The sequence below is a fragment of the Pseudomonas wuhanensis genome (genome assembly GCF_030687395.1).
Lineage (GTDB): Bacteria > Pseudomonadota > Gammaproteobacteria > Pseudomonadales > Pseudomonadaceae > Aquipseudomonas > Aquipseudomonas wuhanensis.
In genome coordinates, this window is record NZ_CP117430.1 from 3,675,144 (window position 1) to 3,696,600 (window position 21,457).

The window sequence follows — 21,457 nt, forward strand, 5'->3', positions numbered from 1 at the left end:
GATCTAGTGTTGTCATTAGAAGGATCGCAAGCTTCGCCAGCTCCGACACGGGGAGCCAAAAACCCTGGCCATTGCCAAACCGCTCTGGAGTCAGCAATCTGAAATGACGTTCGAGCCCCGACATTCCGCTGCCCGCAGGAGCCCAGCATGACCGCAACTGTTCTGGTACTGGTTGAAACCATCAATGAATACCTGCCGATTCTCGAACATCAGGGGTTTCATCTGATCCTGGCCCCGACCCCGGCCGAACGCGCCACTGCCATTGCCCGACAGGGCCGTCAGATCGATGCGGTGCTGACGCGCGGTCCATTGGGCCTGCACGCCAATGAAATTGCCGCCCTGCCCAACCTCAAGATCATCTGCGTGATCGGCGCCGGCTACGAGCACGTCGACCTGCAAGCCGCCGCCGACCGCGGCATCACCGTCACCAACGGGGCCGGCGTCAATGCCTCTTCCGTCGCCGACCACGCCATGGCGTTGCTGCTGGCACTGGTGCGCGATATTCCCCGGGCCGATGCGGCCGTGCGTCGGGGTGAATGGCCGAAAATCATGCGCCCTTCCCTGGCCGGCAAACGCCTGGGCATCCTCGGCCTTGGGGCTGTCGGCATCGCTATCGCCAAACGTGCGGCCAACGGCTTCGACATGAGCGTGAGCTACCACAACCGCCAGCATCGCAGCGACGTGCCCTATAGCTTCTGCTCGACGCCGACCGAACTGGCGCGCCACTCGGATTTCCTGATAGTCGCCGCACCCGGCGGGCTCGGCACTCAACACTTGATCAACAGACAGGTGCTCGACGCCTTGGGCCCCCAGGGGTTCATCGTTAACATCGCGCGGGCCAGCGTGATCGTCACGGCAGACCTGATCAGCGCGCTGGAACAGCGACGGATCGCCGGTGCCGCGCTGGATGTCTTCGATAACGAACCTCAGGTGCCGGACGCCCTCAAGGGGTTGGCCAACGTGATTCTGACCCCGCATGTCGCCGGATTGTCACCGGAAGCCACCCAAGGCACCGTGGAGCTGGTCGGCAAAAACCTGACGGCGTTTTTTTCCGGTCAACCGGTACTGACCCCGATTGCTTTACCGCCGCCGACGGCAGCCACCCGACACAATCACTAAAGGACGCCCAACAGTGTCCAGAGTCGCCGGGATTCGGCATCGGCGCTGATCAGTTCTCCAAGCAGCTCGCTCAGGGGCTTATTGCCCCACTCCACGCCCCGCTTGATCAAATAGGGCACCGGGCTGTGGGGTTCGGTGCGCGCCAGGTACTCGGCGATCAACAGCAATTGCCGGTACGCCTCTTCACGATTCGCCGGCTCGCTGAACACCTGGGGGGCCGGGACGATGTCCGGCACGGCGGCCGGGCTCGATGTCGCCACCGCAGGCGTTTCGACAGGCGCCGGGGTCGGTTTTCGTGGATGCATGGCGATGAACTCCTGAACCAGCGTCAACAACGCTTCGATCACATCCTGCAGCGCTTTGAAGCCTGGGGCCTGATTGCCGAGATACGCGTCGCTCCACACCTCCAGGCGTTGCAGGTGCTGCTGGCTGAGCAGCAGCGTGCCCTGGCTGCGCAACCAGAATGACAACGGGGTGGCGCGAATCTGTTCGGTGATTTTTTTCTGTTCGTTGCGCGCGTTCTCGGCTGAGGTCTTGGCCGTTTTACTGTCGCTGGCCTGTACCTGTTGCAGTTGCAACCGGCGCCAGGCATCCAGACAGAAGCCATCGAACTCGTTGTTGCGCGACTCGAACAGCGGCACTCGGGTCAGCAACACTTCAGCGTAGCGTCGAGCCAGCCATTCAAGCGGTATCACCCGCCATGACTGATCGCCGTCCTCCGCCTGTGGGTGCAGGTGCTCGGGATAACGCTCGCATAACCCGGCAATCAGCGCCAGGCTGCCCGGCAACCCTTCGAGCCCGTCCTGATGCAACCAGGCCTCACCCAGCCAGGCGCTGAGCATCAAATCCTTGCTGCGTTCGAGCAGCAGGCTGGTGGTCAGTTTTTCCAGTTCCGGCCATTGGGCGCGCTTGATCGACGACTGCCACACCCCCGTGGGCAAACTGGTGTCGTCCTCACGGCGCATTTCGCGCAACCGGTCGAACTCAGGCTCATAACGCAGGTCCTGGCCACAGGGGGCCTCCACGCTGATCGGTTCGAGCAGTTGGGTAATCAGTTCCGGCAACGGCGTTGAAGGTTGATTCACAGGCCCTCCTTATTAGATTCGATAGCCGCGGTCGATCTCGTCACCATGAACGGTGAGCGCGGGGCCCGGGTTGGCAAGGGCTGAATGGACAGCGGCAATTTCGAGCCCTGGGTCATCAACGACAGACGCACAAACATCAGGGTTTGCTCGGCGGTGGTGGTGCTGGACTGGGTCGTCACGGGCAGGCGCAAGGTCAACGGAAAGTCCGTGTAGTCCATGTTCGGCTGGCGTTGCACCGACACGTGCGAACGCATCAAGCGCAATAACGACCACGGACCGCTGTACTCCCAGCCCGCTTCCAGATCCCGCACCACCAGGCTCGGCTGTAACGGATCGTTGGCCGGGCGCTGGTAGCCATTTCGGGCCCAACGCAAGCTCAGTCGAATCGGTTGACCGACCATCCAGCGCAGGTTCTGCTGGGCCTCGCCGGGGTAACTGAGCTGTTGATTGCCGGCATTCAAGCCCCAGGCAATCACCTGATCGGCACCGCGTTCTTCCTCTCGATCGGTGCGCCAGCGCACGTCCATCTCCAGCCCCAACACTCCGCTCTTGTCGCGTACAAACATCGGGCCCAGCCAGGTGCTGGCTTGCTTCAGACGATTGAGAAAATCCTCGGCGGCCAGGCGCTCCGGGGTCTGGCTCAGCAACAAGCCGGCCTGTGCCACCGGCAAGCGCTTGTCGATCAGTTCCAGCAAATGCTGGACTCGAGCCGGGTCGGCATCGGCGGCTTGAAGGCCATTGGCAAACGGAAAGCGCTCCGCCAGGTACTGATTGAAATAATTGGCCAGGTCGTTCCACGCGGCCGCCGCCTGTTGCTGTTGCAGGAACTGGCAGCGTTGCATGGCGGTTTGTTGCAGGTCCACTGCCCGCAACGCCAGTGTTCCGCGCCCACCAGACAAATTGGCGGTTTGCAGGATCTGGCCACAGGACGTGGCGTCCATTTCGATGAAATCGCGGCTCACCAACTGCTCGATCTGCGCCGGCGAACTGGCGGGATTCTGTTCCTTGTACTTGAGCAGTTCTTCGTTGAGCGCACTGAACTGCGTCACGCGTTCATAATCCAGCGCCGAGAGGTTTTGTTGCTGGACTTTCAGCCATTCCAGCGCCGAGGTGCGTCGCTCGGTGATGCCAAGCATGGTGTTGAATTGCTGCTTGAGGCTCAGTTTCAAATCCTGCACGTCGTTGGCGCCATACAGTTGCAGGCCGAGGTTTTTCGAGCCGTCCCACTGGCTGATTTCGGTGCGCCCGCTGAACAGCGGCTGGGCGACGATTTCGTCGAGGCCGCTGACGATTTCGGCCAGGGCGCGGCGGTTCAAGGCAGTTTGCAAACGTGTGGCCAGATCGCTGCGACGCACCTCGATAAAGGCTTTCTGCAAGGCAATCGCCTGGGAGGCCTGCACATTGAAAACGCCGCTATGGACCTGAGCGTTGTGTTCGCGCAGGCTCGACAACATGGCCTTGACCACCGCGCCTTCGGCTGCTTGCAACAAGGCCCCGCGATACGCCGGGGGAATGCGTGGCAACTCTTCGGCGGCATAACTTTTGTAGCTGGCGAAATAGTTCAGCGCACTGTCGAGGTCGTCGCCATCAACGCCCTGCCCTTGCCCATTCGGGGCCTCCGAGCGATCCGCCTGTAAGGCGATGGCCACAAAGTCACGCTTGAACAACGCCTGCACCGCGTTGTTGAGCTGCACCACATGTTCCTGCAAGACCAGTTGCCCGCTGCCTTGCTGAATCAATAAATTATCCCGGGAGCCGGCCTGGACGATCCATTGATCGCGAAAGCTCTGTTGCAGCTTGGCCGCCTGCATTTCCAACTGTTGCTCCAGTTGCGGTCCGAGCAAGACGCTTTTGCGCACGTTGTCCAGCAACTCGCGATAGCCAGGCACCAGGTCCTGGCCCTTGCCGCGGCCCCATGCCGAATTCGTCAAGCCGATCACGGCTTGCAGGTCATCGACCAGTGCGCGCAAATCTTCGAGTTCGGTGAGGGAGTTACCACTGCCGGCTTCCAGCCGTTCCAGATGCAGCTTGAGATAACCGGCCTGGCGCACGAAATTGTCGGCCAGGAAATACTGGTCCAGCCAGCGTTCCATGAGCCCGAGGAAATTTTCCTCGATCACCGGACGCTCGACGGTCAGGTCGAGAGGTCGCAAGTCGCTGCCATCGGCATCGAACAACGCACGGTTGTAAAAACCGGCGCGGTGCAACGTGCCGACGTTGAGGTTCAGCGACAACGCGTTGTTGCTCAGCAACACCAGATCTTCGAGGGGCGCCTTGGGGTTGTTCAGCGCCTGACTGAACCACTGGTTCTGCTGCTCCAGACGCACCGCGCGCTCCACCAGATCCTTGGCCTTGACGTAGTTTTGCCATTGAGCCGGATCTTCGCTTTCGACGTTGCCCCGTCGTTCGGTGTTGCGGATGGTCTTGAGTTGCGCCAGCTCTGCGCTCAACAGGTCGCGCAACGGCAGCATCAAATGGCTCTGGGCGGTCAGGCGCAACTCGCTCGCCAACTGCGCATCCAGCGAAGAGAACCAGGAGGTCGGAAATACCACTGAGGTGAAGCTCCAGCCCGGCGCCTTTTCCAGCACTCGCCAGAAGCCCTGGACATTGCGCCGGGTCGACTCCAGCCGATGAGATTCATCCGTGACCGCCGTGTAGTTTTTCTGCGCCCCTTGCAGCAGGCGCGAGAGTTCATGGGCCTCCTTGACCGAATCCTGCCAGACCCACAGCATGCCCGCGCCCCAGACCAGCGCGACCACCAGCGCCACCCCACCGGTCACGCGGTGCCAGCGTTGACGCAGGCGTAACAGACGCGGCACCACCTGGGCCAGACCGCGCTCGGCGACCACCCGCCGCTGCCACAATTGCCGGGCAAAGGCGCTCTGCTGCAACCCGGTGTCGTAGGCCGAAAATCCGTCAGCGCTGTCTTCCGAGGGCTGATTGGCCGTGAAATAAATACCGCGAAAACGTGGCGCCTCACCTTGAGCATTGCCCTGGAAAACCGGCTCCAACAAGGATTGCAGATGGCGCCGCAAGGCCTCGAAACGTTCCGGCAAGCCATACAATTCACTGCTCAACTGCCCGGACAAGGCGCCGATTTCGATGATCGATTCCGCCAAGGCCCGAGTAACCTGATCCAGCGCCTGATCACTCCATTGCGCCTGCCAGACTGCATCGGGTCCGTGGGGCGAGGACCAACCCAGCGTGCGTTCGCGGGCCTCGACCGGCAGCGCGGTGATCAATTCCTGAAAGCCTGGCAACTCTTCCATGCCGGTAATGACCACGTACACCGGCAGGCTCAGCCCGAACCGTTGCAACAGATCGATGAAACGTCGACGTGCCGCCAACCCGAGGGCTGCGGCTTGCTCGACGTTGCCCAGTCGACTGACCGGCACCGTCCAGATCACCCCATCCAGCGGACGTTGACTGCGCAGGCGCAGAATCAATCCCAGCAAGCGCCACCAGCCGCCCCGTTGCAGGTGCATGCCTTCATCCGGCAAAAACAGCGCCTGGGGCACCACCAATACTGCACCTTCAGGGTCCGACCACCAGCGACCGAACCAAGCCGGTTTGTCGCTGGGCTGCAAGCGCCACTGAGTACATAACTGGGTGCCCTGGGTTTCGTTGCCGAGCATCAGCAGCCAGGGAATCTGGTAGCGGTCCTGGGCACCCTGCTCCTGCTCCATGTGCCGCACCGCCAGGTAAAAACTGCGAATCGCCGCCCCGCTTTGCGTGCGCAACCACCAGACCGCCACCCCGACAATCGCCAGCACCAACAGCACGGCGATGATGAGGCCGATAATCCCCTGCGTGCTCATGAGTCTTGCTCCGAGGCGGTCACGGAATCGGTCATCTGCAAGACCGGTTCGAGCTCCAGACGAATGTCACGCCAAAACAACTGCCCCAACCCGGTCAGCAGCAGGACCATGGCGAGAATCCCCAGACCCAGGCGAAAACCGTCGGGCAATGAAAGGCGCACCGACAATTGCATCGGTGGCACCGCCGAAGGCTGTTCGAGCCGGGCACTGACGTCGGCATAATCCGCCTCGTGCTGCCAGGCAAAGGTGAACAGCGCCAGGCGCCATTTTTCATGTTGGGCCTGATTCTGTTCACCGCGCAGACGTCCCCGAAACCCCAGCACCAGACATTGCAAATAAACATTGGCCAGATCGCGAGTGGTGGGGATCTGCTCATCCAGCAGTTCCTTGATCGCCAGCGGTATCCGCTCACCGGCCTGACGGCTGGCGTACAGCCTCGATTCCAAGGGTTTTTCCTGCCAGGCCGATTGGCCCGGCCAAGGCGTAAACAGCAAGGTTTCATCGACCAGCGCGACAAAGGCGTAGACCAGCGCTTTGACTTGCTCGGTGGCGGCGTCACCGACTTTGGCGAAGGCGGTTCGCCAAAGGCGTTGGGAGATTTGCGTGGAGAGCTCGACCACCGCGTCCACCAGCGCTTCGTCCTCGCTGTCCTTGGGCAACTGGTTCCAGTCCTGGGACCATTGCTGCCAGGCCTGGCGAAAAGCACTGCTCAGCGGCGCTTCGTGGAGGCCTCGTGTACCCGTCCCGACATTGCCCTCAGACATATGACGTTCCTTCCTTGATCAAGCACTTTCACTCGCCTGGGCCACAAACAACACCACTTGCCATGGACTGCTGGCCAGCCTGGAAGCCGGTGCGGCAATCAGCAACGGCAACTGCCCGTCGAACCATTGGCCTTCGGCCATCACCACAAACAGCCGCGTATCATCGCCGACGCTGTAGGCCACTTGTTCATTGCGACTCATGGCCTGATGGGACAAACCACTCATGCGCTGGCGACTGAGCAGCGCGATGTGCGGCTGCGACGCAATGATCGCCCCGCGCAACCATTCGCTCGCGGCCTGCTCACTGGCACCGTTGGGCATGCGCAAACCGATGACCAGCCGCTGGCTCGGCTGGTCATCGGGCAATTGAATCGAGAAGGCCTGCTCACTGCGTTCGAACGCCAGGCTGCGATATCCGGCGCGGATCAGTTCGAGGGTCTTTTCAAGCCAGTCGAGCACCGCTTCATAGCCTCGCTGCAACTCCAGAAAATCCAGCGGGGCGAACGCCGGAACACCGGCCAATGGATCGAGCGCCGACCAGGCGCCGGCCAGGCCGAGCAGCAAACCATAGAGTGCCTGAGGCGTGGCCACTCGACTGTTCAGCAGGCCTTCGACTTCCGGCAACCGCGCCCAGAGCGCCGTCAACTGGCGACGAATTTCCAGCGCGTCGTCCTGATTGCCGGCCTGCTGCGCCTGACGCAAACGACCGGCGAGGAACATGCATTTCTCCCGCGCCCGGGCACACAGCGCCGCCACGCGCCGACCCACTACCGACTCGGGCAACAGGCACGGCGTCGGCGGGGTGTACGGCAACTGAAGAAAGCCGCCGCCCTCCTTGCGAATTCTCAGCAGTGGCAGACAGACGGAATCCGCCTTGTTCAATTGCGTGCACAAACGCGGATTCGGACGCCAGACCGTGATCGATTCGGGGTACTCGCCACTGGTGAGGTCCGGCAGCGCATCGCCGACCACCGATTGCAATCGGCCCTTGAGCGGCAGCAATTGACCGGCGCGCCACAGCGGACTGATCGCCAGGTAAACGGTAACGGTGGCGTTGTCCGTGGCGTCGATCGCTTCACTGACGTCGAGCTCCAGCATCGGCCCGACACCAGCCTGCAGATTGACCGGCAAACCGTCCGGCAAGGTCGCCTGTAAATTGATCAGTCGTACCAGCCCGGCACTCAATGCCGAGGGATCGAACTCAACGCGAGTCACGCCCCAGAACCACGGATTACAGGCTTGGGCGAAATGCGCCACCAGCGCCTCGGCCCGCAGCCCTTGCAACTGAAAATGCTGGGGCAACAACTGCATGCCCTCATGCCAGCAAACCGCGTCAGGTAGCAGACTCATACGATTCCCTTCGACGTCTCGTGTCGCCGCGCCAATGGCGGCCTGGCCCTGTGTTCAGTTCGGGTGGTCGCTGACCAGCGTCATCTCGCGACTGTCGAACTTGAGCCAGGCGTTGCTCTGATCGTCCAGCCGTAACCGGTGTGCTCCGGGAGTGTTATAGCTGGCGAAGACTAAAAGTCCAGCCGCCCGCTTGCCCCCCAGCGGGAAGGGTTGTTTGTCGATGAATTGACCGGGCACCAGCTCCAGCCCCCAGACGGTCATCAGCTGTCGGTAGTCGCGCTGGAACTGCTCGCGTTCGGCGAACCACTGCCGGGCGGTGATGCCCGACAACTGCTTGAGCAGGTCCGCGTCGTTCACCGCGATGAAGTCCACCGCGATCGGCGTGTCATCGTTGGCGCGGGGCGCGACGTCCAGCGTCAGGTTATCGAGGTCGACGCGAGGCCCGAACAACGAACACCCGGCGAGTGACAGTAATAGAACCAAAGAAAATAAACGTGCGTGCAAAATGAATTTTCCTTTTCTCGACACGGTCCAAAATTGCTTTTTGTTTGCTTTTTTATAGACCTGTTCTAGCGTCTTGGGTAGTTCGGTCGGCACGACGAATGTGGAAGGTTCGTCAAAGGAATGACAGGTCCTCTGCCCTCCCTTTCTAACCTACGGTCCAGTAAGGGAATGCGATGAAACGGGCCTCCCGATGCATTGCACCCGCCTCATGCATCGGAGTCAGCCACCATGGCAGAAAGTACTCAGCACAAGCTAGACAGGGTTCGCCCACCCCGGGTGCAAATCACCTACGACGTCGAAATCGGCAACGCGATCGAGAAGAAAGAATTACCGTTGGTTGTCGGCATCCTGGCCGACCTTTCCGGCAAGCCTCTCGAGCCACTCCCGAAATTGAATGAACGGCGTTTCACCGAAATCGACCGCGACAACTTCAATGAAGTCCTCGCCTCGATCGGCCCGCGCGCCACCTTGCAGGTCAACAACACCCTCAGCGGCGACGACAGCAAACTCAACATCGAGCTCAACTTCAAACACATCGACGACTTCGATCCGGTCAAGGTGGTTGAGCAGGTCACTCCGCTGCGGCGCTTGTTCGAAGCGCGCCAGCGTCTGCGCGACCTGCTGACCAAGCTCGATGGCAACGATGATCTGGACAAGCTGTTGCGCGACGTCATCGCCAACACCGAGGGACTGCAAGAGATCAAGTCGGCCCGCCCGGACACCGCCGCTCCCGCCCCCGCTGGCGACAGCGAAGCACCGGCCGAACCGCAAGCCTGATCGTTCATCCACTTAGGGAGAATTTGCCATGCCCGCCTCATCCGCCGCCCAGAGCCAAGCCAGCGACAGTACAGCCCAGACCTTGTCCCTGCTCGATGAAATCATCGCCAAAGGCCGCATGGCCCATGACGACAGCCAGCAGGATTACGCCCGCGACATGCTCGCGGAATTCGCCACCCAGGTACTCGACGAAGGCATGGCCATCGACAAGGACACCGTGGCGATGATCAACGACCGCATCAGCCAGATCGACGAGCTGATCAGCGCTCAGCTCAATGAAGTGTTGCACCACCCGGACCTGCAAAAACTCGAAGCGTCCTGGCGCGGCCTGCACCTGTTGGTGAAGAACACCGAGACCAGCTCCCGGCTGAAACTGCGGTTGCTCAACGTGACCCAGAAAGAGCTGCAGAACGATCTGGAAAAAGCCGTCGAGTTCGACCAGAGCGCACTGTTCAAGAAGATCTACGAAGAGGAATACGGCACCTTCGGCGGCCACCCGTTCAGCTTGCTGGTGGGTGACTACACCTTCGGCCGGCACCCGCAAGACATCGGCCTGCTGGAGAAACTCTCGAACGTCGCCGCAGCCGCTCACGCGCCGTTCATCGCCGCCGCCAGCCCTCGACTGTTCGACATGAACAGCTTTACCGAACTGGCCGTGCCGCGTGACCTGTCGAAAGTCTTCGAAAGCCAGGAACTGATCAAGTGGCGTTCGTTCCGCGAAAGTGAAGATTCGCGCTACGTGTCGCTGGTGCTGCCGCACTTCCTGCTGCGTCTGCCCTACGGCCCTGACACCTCACCGGTGGAAGGCATCAACTACGTCGAAGACGTCAACGGCAGCGACCACGGCAAATACCTGTGGGGCAATGCCGCGTGGGCCTTGTCGCAACGAATCACCGAAGCTTTCGCCAAGTACGGCTGGTGCGCAGCGATTCGCGGCGCCGAAGGCGGTGGTGCGGTGGAAGGGCTGCCGGCCCATACCTTCCGCACCACCTCGGGCGATCTGTCGCTCAAATGCCCGACCGAAGTGGCGATCACCGACCGTCGCGAGAAAGAGCTCAACGACCTCGGCTTCATCGCCCTGTGTCACAAGAAGAACAGCGACGTGGCGGTGTTCTTCGGTGGCCAGACCACCAACAAGTCCAAGCTCTACAACACCAATGAGGCGAACGCCAACGCGCGGATTTCGGCGATGCTGCCATACGTGCTCGCGGCCTCGCGTTTCGCGCACTACCTGAAGGTGATCATGCGCGACAAGGTCGGCAGTTTCATGACCCGCGACAATGTGCAGACCTACCTCAATAACTGGATCGCCGACTACGTGCTGATCAACGACAACGCGCCGCAAGAGATCAAGGCGCAGTACCCGTTGCGTGAAGCCCGGGTGGACGTGACCGAGGTCGCCGGCAAACCGGGCGCCTACAAGGCCACGGTGTTCCTGCGGCCGCACTTCCAGCTTGAGGAACTGACCGCGTCGATCCGACTGGTCGCGACCCTGCCGCCACCGGTAGCTGCCTGACCTGCCTCCCGCCGGCCTAACCCGGCGGGATTCCCCTGCTTATCTAGCACGATTACTTTCAGGAGTTTCATGCGATGGATGCAATCATTCTCGACCTCGGCGGCGACATCAAAGGCGATAGCCTGCTCGAGGGTTACAAGGACAAGATCGAAGTCATGTCCTACAGCCACAACGTGGCGATGCAGGTGACCAACGACGTCAGCAACTCGGAGCGTACCTCCGGCAAGCCGCACATCGGCGAGTTCACCCTGACCAAATTCGTCGACAGCTCGACGCCATCCCTCAATGAGTATTGCTGCGCCGGCAAACCGATCCCGGAAGCTAAAATCACCATCGGCCGCAACGCCGCTGAAGGCAGCGGTCAGCTGATGCCATTCATCATCTACACCCTGACCAACGTCGTGCTGTCCAACGTCAGCGTCAGTGGCGGTACGGGCGGCAAACCGGTGGAAACCCTGTCGCTGAACTTCACCAAGATCAAGTGGGAACTCACCGCCCAGAAAGACGACGGCACCAAGGAAGGCACGGCCGCCTCGACCTGGGACATGGCCGCCAACAAGCTCGTCAAGTAAGCGGACGCGTCGGCCATGGCAGGCACCGGCATGCTCCCACCGTTGTTCGAGCGCCTCGCCGCCAGCGAGGTCGACACTGTGCAGGTGTTCGATCGCCAGGGGCTGCTCGACTCGGTGCACACGGAGTTGCTGCGCCTGTTCAACACCCGACGTGGCCAACGTCCGCTGACCTCCCCGCCGAGCATTCTCGACTACGGCATCGCTGACTGGACTGCCTTGCAACAGCAGCGCAGCGATGACCGTCGTCAGTTGGCGCGGGAAGTGCGCGAGGCCATCAGCCATTTCGAACCGCGCCTGCGGCTGGGCGAGGTCCAGGTCAATCCGGTGCCCGGCCATCCGCAGCAACTGAGCATTCGGCTGGTGGGCGAGTTACGCAGCGGCCAGCAGCACTGGCCCGTGGCATTTGTCATCGAGAAGGTCAGCGATGGCCTTGAGGTGCGTCATGAGCGACTCGATTGACCCGCAACTGCTCGATTACTATCAACGCGAACTGACTTGGCTGCGGCATGCCGGGAGCATTTTTGCCGAGCGTTATCCCAAGGTCGCCAAGCGCCTGGAATTGTCCCCCGGTGAATGCCCCGACCCGCATGTCGAACGACTGCTCGAAGGTTTCGCCTTGCTCGCGGCACGCTTGCAACGGCGGCTCGATGACGACTACGCCGAATTCAGCGATGCCTTGCTCGAACAACTTTACCCGCTGGCCATGCGGCCGTTGCCCTCCTGCGCGATCGTGCAGTTCGAGCCGGACCCGAGCAAAGGCAACCTGGCCGGTGGTTACCCGTTGCCAAGGGACACGCCGCTGTTCGTCACCACCACTAAAGGCGAAAGCATCCACTTTCGCACCAGCGCCGCGGTTCGCTTGTGGCCGGTGGAAATCAACGAAGCACTGCTGCTGGGCAGCGACGAAGCCCAGGCCCTGACCGGTGTGGTGCAAGCGCGCTCGGCCCTGCGCCTGAGCCTGCGCTGCCTCGGTGAAAGCCAGTGGTCGGAGCTGGCGATCAAACAGTTGCGCGTGCATCTGGCCGCCTCCCCGGTGATCAACGCCTGCCTGTATGACCTGCTCGGCGCCCACGCCGTGAAGGTGCTGGCCGGACCCGTCGGCAGCGTGCCAAAAGTGCTGGCGGGGCTGCCAGACATCGTCGGTTTTGCCAGCGACGAAGTGCTGTTACCGGACGAGGACGGCGTGCATCCGGGCATGCGCCTGCTTGCCGAATACTTTGCCTTCCCGGACAAATTCAGTTTCTTCGACATTCCGTTGGCCGGTGCCACCAGCGATAGCCAGACGCTGTACCTGTACATCGTCTTCGACCGCGTCCCGGCCAACCGTCTGCACCTTCAGGCCAGCGACTTCGCCTTGGGCTGTGCGCCGGTGATCAATCTGTTTCCACGAACCTCGGAGCCCCTGCGCCCGGACGGCACCCGCAGCGAGTACCGTCTGGTCGCCGACAGTCATCGGGAAAACAGCGTCGAGATCCACAGCATCCGGGCGATGCGCGCCAGTTCCAGTCAGGGTGTGCAGCGCGTTCCCGCCTATTACGGCAGCCAGCATATCGGCGGCGAAAAGCAATGCTACTGGCACGCGCGACGGGTCAGCGGCATGACCCCGAATCGTCTGGGCACCGACCTGATGGTGAGCCTGGTGGACACCCGGCTCGACCCATTGTCCGAGACCACCGAATACAGCCTCACCGCCGAACTGCTGTGTACCAACAGGCATCTGGCCCAGAGCCTGCCGGCCGGGACGTCACTGGGTTTCGAACGACCGGGGCCAGTGGCCTGGGCCCGCCTGCGCAACCCACCCAGCCCGCAAAGCCTGCCGCGACTGGATGGCGAATCCCGCTGGCGCTTGGTGTCGCAACTGACCCTCAATCATTTGTCGCTGGTCGAGGGGCCACAGGCGCTGGAGGCCCTCAAGGAAATCTTGCAGTTGCACAACCTGCGCGACGAAGCCAGCGCCTTGCGGCAGATTGAAGGCTTGCTCGGCCTTGGCTGCGAACGGGTGATCGCCCATGTCGGCGAAGATGCGTGGCGTGGCTGGCGCAATGGGCTGGAGGTTCAGCTGCAACTCGATCCGCAGCATTTCGTCGGCAGCAGCGCCGTGTTGTTTTCAGCAGTGCTGGCGCAATTCTTTTCACTCTATGCCACGGCCAACCGCTTCGTGCGCACGGTCCTGGTCCAGTCAGACAAGGAGGTCAAGACATGGCAACCCCAAGCCGGCATGCCGCTGTCCCTCTGAGCCTGAGCCAAAAGCTGCGGCGCGACCCGCAGGCGTTCGAGTTGTTGCAGGCCTTGCTGCTGCTGGAGCGCGAACACCCACAAGCCGAATCCCTGGGCAGCGGCACCGCGCCTCAAGCTGAAGCCCTGCGCCTGCGCGGGCCTTTAACGCCGCTTTTTTCCGCCAGCGAGATCGAAAGCCTGACCCAGGAAGCGGGCCAGCAACCGGCGCTGAGTACTCCGGTGTTTGGCCTCGGCGGGCCCGACGGTCCCCTGCCCTACGCCTATCAGGAATGGCTGCAGCAACGGGCCCGCGCCAAGGACCATGCACCGGCCGAGTTCCTCGACCTGTTCCAGCATCGCTTGCTCAGCCTGCTGTACAAGGTGATGCGCAAACACCGGATTGCCGTTGGCTTCACGGCCCCCGGCGCGTCCCCGGTGCAGACGCAACTGCGGGCGCTGACCGGGTTGTTGCCCAAAGCCTTGCAGGAACGTCAGGCCGTTCCCGATTCCGCCGTACTGGCGTGCAGCGCGCTGTTTGCCGACGGTCGTCGTTCCCTGGCCGGCTTCGCCGCGATCGTGCGTGAGCACTTCGAACTGCCAGTAGAACTCAGCGCCTATGAAGGTGCCTGGCGGGAAATCCCACCGGCCAGTCGCAGTCGACTGCAACCGGGCGGGCGCAACCTGCAACTGGGTCGTAGCGCGGTGGCCGGCATTCGGGTCTGGGATGAACACGCCGGCATCCGCCTGACCCTCGGCCCGCTGACCTCGGCGCAGGCGGCGCGATTTCTGCCGGACGGCGAATCCCATCCAGCACTGGCCAGCCTCTGCGCGCTGTATTTCGGCCCCGATCTGGATTGCACCCTGGTGCTGTTGGTGCGCGGTGCCAGTGCGATGAAACTCGGTCGCCAGGCCCCACCCTTGCTCAGTTGGAACGGCGGCCTGCAACGCCAGACCAGCCTCGCCGTGCAACAGATCGAAACCCGCCTTCGTCAGCTGGAGATCACCTGAACATGGAACTGGCCAGCCTGATCGGACGCCTCAACCCGGACAACCGCCGCGCCCTCGAACGGGCCGCGCAACGTTGCCTGCAACGGGGTCATCATTACGTCGAAATCGAACACCTGCTGCTTGAGCTGCTGGACATCGAGGGCGGTGACTTCGCTTACTTGCTGCCGCGCTTCGGTTTGGAACGCGATGCCCTGACGGCGGAAATCAACAAGGCCCTGGAACTGTTCAAATCCGGCAGCACCCGCACCCCGGCGCTCTCGGCGCAAACCATCGGCCTGCTCGAAGACGCAGTGGTTCAGGCCAGCGTGCTTGGCCTGGAAAGCATCCGCTCCGGCTTGCTGCTGTTGGCCTTGCTCGACCGCGACGAACGCCGCAGCCTGCTGCTCAATAGCGCCTCGTCGCTGTTGAAAATTCCGCGGGAAGCCTTGCGCAGCAACCTGCTGGAATGGACCGAAAACTCTCGCGAACACGTCGGCGGTACACGACCCGTCAATGCTGGCAAGCCGCAGCCGAAACAAGACTCGGTGCTCGATCAGTTCACCCAGGACCTGACCGCCGACGCTCATGCCGGGCGCATCGACCCCATCGTCGGCCGCGACGGCGAGATTCGCCAGTGCATCGACATCCTGCTCAGGCGGCGACAGAACAACCCGATCCTGGTCGGCGCGCCGGGCGTGGGCAAGACAGCTGTGGTCGAAGGCCTGGCCCTGCGCATTGCCGCCGGCGATGTACCGCCGTCATTGCAGGAAGTCAGCCTGCGGGTACTCGACCTCGGTTTGTTACAGGCCGGGGCCGGGGTCAAAGGCGAGTTCGAGCAACGGCTCAAAGGCGTGATTGACGCGGTGCGCAGCGCCGACAAACCAATCATTCTATTCATCGACGAAGCCCACACGCTGATTGGCGCTGGCGGCGCGGAAGGCGGCAGCGACGCGGCCAACCTGCTCAAACCGGCGCTGGCCCGTGGTGAGTTGCGCACCCTCGCCGCCACGACCTGGCTTGAGTACAAAAAATATTTCGAGAAAGACCCGGCCCTGGCCCGGCGTTTTCAGTTGGTGCAAGTCGAGGAGCCGGACGAAACCACCGCCGTGGAAATGCTCCGTGGCGTGGCCGCGAAACTGGAACAGCATCACGGCGTGCAGGTGCTGGACGCGGCGATCCACGAAGCGGTGAAACTGTCCCATCGCTACATCTCCGGGCGCCAATTGCCGGACAAGGCCATCAGCGTGCTCGACACCGCGTGTGCCCGGGTCGCCCTCGGCCAGCATGACGTGCCGCCACCGCTGGAAAGCCTGCGCCATCGCCAGCAAAGCCTCAAAGACGAAGTCGAACGCCTGCGTCGCGAACAAGCCACCGGGCTCGATCACCGGGAACGCATCACCCTGCTGGAAACCGAATCCGTGGGTAACGTGCAGGCCATTCGCGAACTGGAAACCCGCTGGAACGAAGAACGGATTGCCGTGCGCGAACTGCTGGAAACCCGCCGCGAGCTGCTCACCTTGAGCGAGCGCGCCGACAACGACAAACCGGACGAAGCCACCGACAGCCGCATCGATCATCTGGCTGCTGAATTGGTGCGACTCGAGGCCGGTCTGGACGCCATTCGCCAGGACGATCCGCTCGTGCCAGAACAGGTCGACGCCAAAACCGTGGCCGCCGTGATCGCCGGCTGGACCGGCATACCCGTAGGCAAGATGCTCGCCGACGAAGCCCACGCCGTACGCACCCTCGGCCAGCGCATGGGCCAGCGGGTCATGGGCCAAAGCACCGCGCTGAACACCATCGCCCAACGCCTGCAAGCCTACCGCGCCGGCCTCACCGACCCGCAAAAACCGGTCGGCGTATTCCTGCTGGTCGGCCCCACGGGCGTGGGCAAAACCGAAACAGCTTATGCGTTGGCCGACGCGCTCTACGGCGGCGAACGCAACCTGATCAGCATCAATCTTTCGGAATACCAGGAAGCCCACACCGTCAGCCAACTAAAAGGCGCCCCGCCCGGCTACGTCGGCTATGGCAGCGGTGGCGTGCTCACCGAAGCGGTGCGGCGCAAACCCTATTCGGTGGTGCTGCTCGACGAAATCGAAAAGGCCCACCCGGATGTGCTCGAAGCCTTTTACAACGTCTTCGACAAAGGCGTCATGGAAGACGGCACCGGGTTGGTGGTGGATTTCAAAAACACTGTGATGTTGGCCACCAGCAACGTCGGGGCTGAGTTGCTGCTCGACACACCGACCGCGCAACTGGGCACCGATGCCTTCAATGAAGCGCTGCATAAAGTGCTGCTGAAAGCGTTTCGACCAGCGTTTCTGGCACGCATGACGGTGGTGGCGTATCGGCCGCTGGATGAGGTGACGCTGGAAGGGATTGTGTTGGCGAAGCTGGAGAAATTGCGTGGGCGGTATAAGGCTGCGACCGGGAAGCAGTTTGAGTTCGATGCCGGGATTGTGCAGGCGGTGTTGGCCAAGTGCAGTGCGGCGGGTGCGAGGGATGTTGAGAACGTGTTGATGACTCAGGTGACTGGGAAACTGGCGGAGTGGGTGTTGGAGTGAATAAAAAAGCGCTGCTTAGCAGGACGTTGGGGAGCCAAACGCCATAAGTAACGTAACCACTCTTTTTAAAGATCATTGAGTAGGTAAGTAATATGTGCACAGGAAATCAATTAGGGCGTGGTGGAAATACGGGGAACGTGCCTTTTGTCGGACTGGATGGCTGGACAATTTTTCTCTCTTCTGAGAACGGGGCCAAACAATTCAACAGTGACCTTATACATATATTCGATGTCCAGTTGCCACAGATGTACGGAGATGAGTACGACATGGACAACGAGCTTAAGCTTCGCCTGGAGAAGCTTGCAATAGAAATGGAAACCTATCGAACGCGCAGCCTCCCTATAGTCATACACTGCAATCACGGACGAACAAGATCCGTCATATGTGTTGCTGTGTATTTGATGTACATTCATGAAATTAGCGCCGAAGACGCTTTAGCGTCTATACAAGCAGCATTTATAGCGGCTGACGATGCCCACTACGACGCCCCCGGAGAAAGAGTAGATAGAGCTCTAAAGATGTATGAAGCATTGAATGGCACAGCGCCCATTAGACGCAGTGCTCGTTCAGCCAGTAAAAAAATATGCACAGGAAACTGTGGCTGAAAAGCTTCTCAATACTAAAAAGAGAGGAGTCGCCTTGAACATTCCCTGGGAACGCACCAAACAGGCTTACTTTGACGATTACGAACATGCAAACAAGTTAAGCAACTCGGAACAGCCCGACTTTAATGTTCTGCGAGAATTGTGTACGGGCCATATCTACAATCACCACTATCGTGCTTCCAGTAAGCGAGCGAGCAGCGCCGTATCTTCGGAAAAAATGGATGTCTGGAATAACTTCTCTCAATGGGCCACCTTCGGTCCTGGAGCCAGGCGCAGGGATAAAAAAATGCTGCAAATCAAAACTTCCGGAGGCACTGACTTCGCTGCTAGCAAGGCCGCAATGGGGGCCTGTACAGGCATCACTGCCATTTATCCATTACCGATCTGAATCAGGGCATTCTTTTGACCGCCGGATCCGATATTTCAGGCTCACTGCTGTATCACTGCTTGAGGTTGCTCAATGCCCCGCACCACCGACAGCAACACCAGCCTCTCCCTCTGCGCCGCCTCGCTGTCGGCGCTTTACCCTGAGTCGCTGTCCGGTGAAGAGGTCCTCAACGCCCTAGGCTCGCACACCCTCGCCGGCCTCAACGACGGCGTCTCCCTCACCCTGACCAATGCCGTCGCCACCCACGTCACCACCACCCTGCACAACGACGCCCTCACCCGTCCAATGGACGCCCTGGTCGCCGAAATCCGCCAACTCCCCGCCGATGCCACCGCCGAGCGCTATCAGCTTGTACTACGGCCATGGCTGTGGTGGCTGACCCTGGCCAGCAACAACCGCGTATTCCAGAACCTCAGCACCTCTGACATCGTCACCACGATTTTCAAGGCTCATGGTTTTACCGATTTCCTGCTAAAGCTCAGCGGCAGCTACACCCCGCGCGAATACTGCGTCCAATACGGCGAAACCGATTTCGCCTTCGTTTCGCGGTTGCTGGAAGAAGAAGGCATCTTCTGGTTCTTCACCCACGAGGACGGCAAGCACACGCTGGTACTGGGTGACAGCAACGATGCCTTCGTGCCCATCCCCAATGGGCCAAAGGTGAATTATCTCGGTCAACAAATGGGCGAGCGTGAATTGCACGGCATCCGCTCCGGAGAGGTCTGCGTGCAGGCGGTGGCCGGGGTGTACCGGGCGACGGATTACGAGTTCACCACCCCGACCACCTCGCTCTACAGCCAGGCCGAAGCAGTCGCCGGGCCGCGGTCGATGTACGAGCACCCGGGCAGCTACAATGCCAAGGCGCGCGGCGATGCGCTGACCAAGCAGCGCGTCGACGGGTTGCGCAGTCAGGAGAAGCGTTTTGTCGGTGAGAGCGACTGCCGCTGGCTCGTGCCGGGGCACTGGTTCACCCTCGCCGGGCACGATGATTCGACGTTGAACATCGATTGGGTGGTGACGGCGGTCACTCATGAAGCCAGCCACGATGACTATCGAAACCGCTTCGAAGCGATCCCGAAAGCCACGCCCTTCCGCCCGGTGCGGACAACGCCCAAACCGCGAATGCACACCCAGACCGCCATGGTCGTCGGCAAGTCGGGCGAAGAAATCTGGACCGACGAATACGGCCGGATCAAGTTGCAGTTCCCCTGGGATCGCGATGGCAAGAACGACGAAGCCAGTTCCTGCTGGGTGCGGGTGGTGCTGCCCTGGAGCGGCAAGGGTTTCGGCATGCAATTCGTGCCGCGCATCGGTCAGGAAGTGATCGTGACGTTTATCGATGGCGATCCGGATCGACCGCTGGTGACCGGTTGCGTCTACAACGGTGACAACGCCCTGCCCTACGCGCTGCCGGCGAATCAGACCCAGTCCGGGATCAAGACCCAATCGTCCAAGGGTGGCGGCGGTTTCAACGAGTTGCGCTTCGAGGACAAGAAGGACGCCGAAGAGGTGTTTTTGCAGGCGCAGAAGGACCTGAAGATCAATGTGCTCAACAACACCACCGCCACTGTCGGCCATGACGAAACCCTCACCGTGCAGAACGCTCGCACGCGCACGGTCAAGGACGGCGACGAGACCGTCACCCTGGAGAAAGGCAAACGCAGCGTGACCATCCAGACCGGCAGCGACACGCTCGATGTAAAGGACAGTCGCACGGTGACCGTGGGGGCGGACCAGACCCACAGCACCGGTGGCAATTACACGCACAAGGTCACCGGCGATTACAGCCTGACGGTGGACGGCAACCTGACCATCAAAGTAACTGGCACCCTGACCCTGCAAAGTGGCGGCAGTTTCACGATCAAGAGCGGCGCCGATCTGGCGGCCGAGGCCAGTACGTCGATCAGCCAGAAGGCCGGAACGTCCCTGAGCAATCAGGCCGGCACCTCGTTGGAGAACAAGGCCGGCACGACCATGACCAACGATGCCGGGATCAGCCTGACCAACAAGGGCGCCGCTTCGCAGACCGTGGATGGCGGCGGCATGCTGACCATCAAGGGTGGTCTGGTGCAGGTCAACTGACAAGGATAACCCATGGCCATCACGCCACTGGATTTGCAGCAGAACGATAAACACCTCAAAGGTCGCTTGCTCGATGGCCAGCTCGACGGTGCACTGAACATCAAGGATGACGGGCGCGTGCAAGCTGATTTGCACTACAGCCAGGGCGAACTGCAAGGCACCACTTTGCTTTACCACCCCAATGGCAAGGTCTCGGCGCAGCTGCCGTTTGTCCATGACAAGCTGCAGGGGGTTGCCAGTTTCTATGCCCCCGAAGGCAGCCTGCAGCGCAAGGCGACTTACCGCCGAGGGCTGCTGCATGGCGAGGCGTTCAATTACTTTCCCGATGGGCAACTGGCGGAGGCCGAGTTCTATCGCAATGGCGTTCGCGACGGGCGTTATCAGCGCTTTCATCCCAACGGCAAACCCGCCGTCGAGGCCCATTATCTCAATGGCCAGTTGCTGGAGCCGGAACAGGGCTTCGCCGCCGATGGGCGACCGCTGGATGCCGAGGGTAAACCGATCTCAAGGGTTCGCTGGTGGTTCAGGCGCTGGAGTGATCCTGCCCAAGCCTGAGTCTTGCATTGATGTCATGGCCTCTTCGCGAGCAAGCCCGCTCCCACACGTTGATCGTGTAAGTCAGGGAATCAGCATCTGCATCTGCCCCGGCATGACGATTTTGATCACCCCAGCCCAGTTGCACATCAAGGTGCTGTTGGCATCGATGGCCGGCATGCCGCCCAGCAGCAGGGTCGGTGCGCCGCCGGGAATCCAGGGGGTGGCGGTGGCCGGGATGCAGGGCATCGGTGTCAGTACGCCAAGCGCTGCGGCGGTGGCGGCCGCGACCATCGGGTTGGCCATGCTCATGCACGTGCCGAACGGCATGACGTTCACCAGCGGAATGTGGTCCATGATGTTCGCCGCCGGCATGCCCCCAGTCAGCGTGCGATTCACCGGCAGCACGTTGAGTACCGCTGGCGCCGCGCCGAAACTGCATTGCAGGGTCGCGGTGGCGCAAACTTGCGGACAGCCCATGTCGAATCTCCTTCCTGGAAGCGATGCTCCCTGAACCATAGTCCGCCGCGCCTGTTCGCGCACATCAGGAACGCTGATTATCCGGCAACACG

Annotated in this window: 18 protein-coding genes; 12 read left to right on the top strand and 6 right to left on the bottom strand. The window is 61.4% G+C overall.

Annotated features, from left to right (window positions below; translation table 11 throughout):
* The first annotated feature begins 147 nt into the window (after positions 1-147).
* Positions 148-1,119, top strand: coding sequence for a 2-hydroxyacid dehydrogenase (locus tag PSH88_RS16675; RefSeq protein WP_305421587.1), 972 nt, complete (start codon positions 148-150; stop codon positions 1,117-1,119).
* Here PSH88_RS16675 and tssA read toward each other — a convergent pair.
* Genes tssA through PSH88_RS16700 form a run of 5 tightly spaced genes read right to left on the bottom strand, consistent with a single transcriptional unit; the run spans position 1,116 to position 8,640 of the window.
* Positions 1,116-2,204, bottom strand: coding sequence for a type VI secretion system protein TssA (gene tssA, locus PSH88_RS16680; RefSeq protein ID WP_305421588.1), 1,089 nt, complete (start codon positions 2,202-2,204; stop codon positions 1,116-1,118). The genes PSH88_RS16675 and tssA overlap by 4 nt on opposite strands.
* Positions 2,201-6,022 carry a type VI secretion system protein gene (locus tag PSH88_RS16685; RefSeq protein ID WP_305421589.1) on the bottom strand — a complete coding sequence of 1,274 codons (3,822 nt, stop codon included), beginning with the start codon at positions 6,020-6,022 and terminating at the stop codon, positions 2,201-2,203. Before PSH88_RS16685 ends, tssA begins: the two co-directional genes overlap by 4 nt.
* On the bottom strand, positions 6,019-6,786 hold the full coding sequence (locus PSH88_RS16690) for a DotU family type IV/VI secretion system protein (RefSeq protein WP_305421590.1): 768 nt from the start codon (positions 6,784-6,786) through the stop codon (positions 6,019-6,021). Before PSH88_RS16690 ends, PSH88_RS16685 begins: the two co-directional genes overlap by 4 nt.
* A gap of 18 nt (positions 6,787-6,804) precedes the next feature.
* Entirely contained in the window at positions 6,805-8,136 is a 1,332-nt protein-coding gene (gene tssK, locus PSH88_RS16695) for a type VI secretion system baseplate subunit TssK (RefSeq protein ID WP_305421591.1), read from the bottom strand.
* A gap of 54 nt (positions 8,137-8,190) precedes the next feature.
* Positions 8,191-8,640, bottom strand: coding sequence for a type VI secretion protein (locus PSH88_RS16700; protein WP_305421592.1), 450 nt, complete (start codon positions 8,638-8,640; stop codon positions 8,191-8,193).
* 228 nt (positions 8,641-8,868) lie between these two features.
* Here PSH88_RS16700 and tssB point away from each other — a divergent pair, with 228 nt between their 5' ends.
* The 11 genes from tssB (at position 8,869) to PSH88_RS16750 (ending at position 20,906) form a co-directional block, all read left to right on the top strand.
* Entirely contained in the window at positions 8,869-9,417 is a 549-nt protein-coding gene (gene tssB / locus PSH88_RS16705) for a type VI secretion system contractile sheath small subunit (protein ID WP_026331704.1), read from the top strand.
* Between the two features lie 28 nt (positions 9,418-9,445).
* Complete coding sequence (gene tssC / locus PSH88_RS16710; RefSeq protein ID WP_008067879.1) at positions 9,446-10,933, top strand: type VI secretion system contractile sheath large subunit; 1,488 nt, start codon at positions 9,446-9,448, stop codon at positions 10,931-10,933.
* 74 nt (positions 10,934-11,007) lie between these two features.
* Positions 11,008-11,505 (top strand): Hcp family type VI secretion system effector, encoded by a 498-nt coding sequence (locus PSH88_RS16715; RefSeq protein WP_007906301.1) that lies wholly within the window; start codon positions 11,008-11,010, stop codon positions 11,503-11,505.
* Between the two features lie 15 nt (positions 11,506-11,520).
* Positions 11,521-11,964 (top strand): type VI secretion system baseplate subunit TssE, encoded by a 444-nt coding sequence (gene tssE, locus PSH88_RS16720; RefSeq protein ID WP_305421593.1) that lies wholly within the window; start codon positions 11,521-11,523, stop codon positions 11,962-11,964.
* Positions 11,948-13,741: a type VI secretion system baseplate subunit TssF gene (tssF, locus tag PSH88_RS16725; RefSeq protein WP_305421594.1), complete on the top strand. Its 1,794-nt coding sequence runs from the start codon at positions 11,948-11,950 to the stop codon at positions 13,739-13,741. The genes tssE and tssF overlap by 17 nt, the downstream gene beginning before the upstream one ends.
* Positions 13,705-14,730 carry a type VI secretion system baseplate subunit TssG gene (gene tssG / locus PSH88_RS16730; RefSeq protein ID WP_305421595.1) on the top strand — a complete coding sequence of 342 codons (1,026 nt, stop codon included), beginning with the start codon at positions 13,705-13,707 and terminating at the stop codon, positions 14,728-14,730. The genes tssF and tssG overlap by 37 nt, the downstream gene beginning before the upstream one ends.
* A 2-nt stretch (positions 14,731-14,732) precedes the next feature.
* Complete coding sequence (tssH, locus tag PSH88_RS16735; RefSeq protein ID WP_305421596.1) at positions 14,733-17,276, top strand: type VI secretion system ATPase TssH; 2,544 nt, start codon at positions 14,733-14,735, stop codon at positions 17,274-17,276.
* 266 nt (positions 17,277-17,542) lie between these two features.
* The gene (locus PSH88_RS30490) at positions 17,543-17,881 is read left to right on the top strand and encodes a dual specificity protein phosphatase family protein (RefSeq protein WP_370694705.1); all 339 of its coding nucleotides are present in this window, start codon (positions 17,543-17,545) and stop codon (positions 17,879-17,881) included.
* Complete coding sequence (locus tag PSH88_RS16740; protein ID WP_305421597.1) at positions 17,811-18,269, top strand: hypothetical protein; 459 nt, start codon at positions 17,811-17,813, stop codon at positions 18,267-18,269. Before PSH88_RS30490 ends, PSH88_RS16740 begins: the two co-directional genes overlap by 71 nt.
* A gap of 72 nt (positions 18,270-18,341) precedes the next feature.
* Positions 18,342-20,351 carry a type VI secretion system Vgr family protein gene (locus PSH88_RS16745; RefSeq protein WP_305421598.1) on the top strand — a complete coding sequence of 670 codons (2,010 nt, stop codon included), beginning with the start codon at positions 18,342-18,344 and terminating at the stop codon, positions 20,349-20,351.
* Between the two features lie 12 nt (positions 20,352-20,363).
* A complete protein-coding gene (locus PSH88_RS16750; protein WP_305421599.1) occupies positions 20,364-20,906 on the top strand; it encodes a toxin-antitoxin system YwqK family antitoxin in 543 nt (180 codons plus the stop codon).
* Positions 20,907-20,969: 63 nt separating this feature from the next.
* On the opposite strand, the gene PSH88_RS16755 is transcribed toward PSH88_RS16750, so the two are convergent.
* Positions 20,970-21,365: a DUF4280 domain-containing protein gene (locus PSH88_RS16755; RefSeq protein WP_007899527.1), complete on the bottom strand. Its 396-nt coding sequence runs from the start codon at positions 21,363-21,365 to the stop codon at positions 20,970-20,972.
* Between the last annotated feature and the right edge of the window lie 92 nt (positions 21,366-21,457).

What these genes read in the sequence shown, in the direction of transcription:
- PSH88_RS16675 (WP_305421587.1), top strand. Translation starts at nt 148, where the DNA reads ATGACCGCAACTGTTCTGGTACTGGTTGAAACCATCAATGAATACCTG.
- PSH88_RS16685 (WP_305421589.1), bottom strand. Translation starts at nt 6,022, where the DNA reads ATGAGCACGCAGGGGATTATCGGCCTCATCATCGCCGTGCTGTTGGTG.
- PSH88_RS16690 (WP_305421590.1), bottom strand. Translation starts at nt 6,786, where the DNA reads ATGTCTGAGGGCAATGTCGGGACGGGTACACGAGGCCTCCACGAAGCG.
- tssK (WP_305421591.1), bottom strand. Translation starts at nt 8,136, where the DNA reads ATGAGTCTGCTACCTGACGCGGTTTGCTGGCATGAGGGCATGCAGTTG.
- tssB (WP_026331704.1), top strand. Translation starts at nt 8,869, where the DNA reads ATGGCAGAAAGTACTCAGCACAAGCTAGACAGGGTTCGCCCACCCCGG.
- tssC (WP_008067879.1), top strand. Translation starts at nt 9,446, where the DNA reads ATGCCCGCCTCATCCGCCGCCCAGAGCCAAGCCAGCGACAGTACAGCC.
- PSH88_RS16715 (WP_007906301.1), top strand. Translation starts at nt 11,008, where the DNA reads ATGGATGCAATCATTCTCGACCTCGGCGGCGACATCAAAGGCGATAGC.
- tssE (WP_305421593.1), top strand. Translation starts at nt 11,521, where the DNA reads ATGGCAGGCACCGGCATGCTCCCACCGTTGTTCGAGCGCCTCGCCGCC.
- tssF (WP_305421594.1), top strand. Translation starts at nt 11,948, where the DNA reads ATGAGCGACTCGATTGACCCGCAACTGCTCGATTACTATCAACGCGAA.
- tssG (WP_305421595.1), top strand. Translation starts at nt 13,705, where the DNA reads ATGGCAACCCCAAGCCGGCATGCCGCTGTCCCTCTGAGCCTGAGCCAA.
- tssH (WP_305421596.1), top strand. Translation starts at nt 14,733, where the DNA reads ATGGAACTGGCCAGCCTGATCGGACGCCTCAACCCGGACAACCGCCGC.
- PSH88_RS30490 (WP_370694705.1), top strand. Translation starts at nt 17,543, where the DNA reads ATGGACAACGAGCTTAAGCTTCGCCTGGAGAAGCTTGCAATAGAAATG.
- PSH88_RS16740 (WP_305421597.1), top strand. Translation starts at nt 17,811, where the DNA reads ATGGCACAGCGCCCATTAGACGCAGTGCTCGTTCAGCCAGTAAAAAAA.
- PSH88_RS16745 (WP_305421598.1), top strand. Translation starts at nt 18,342, where the DNA reads ATGCCCCGCACCACCGACAGCAACACCAGCCTCTCCCTCTGCGCCGCC.
- PSH88_RS16750 (WP_305421599.1), top strand. Translation starts at nt 20,364, where the DNA reads ATGGCCATCACGCCACTGGATTTGCAGCAGAACGATAAACACCTCAAA.
- PSH88_RS16755 (WP_007899527.1), bottom strand. Translation starts at nt 21,365, where the DNA reads ATGGGCTGTCCGCAAGTTTGCGCCACCGCGACCCTGCAATGCAGTTTC.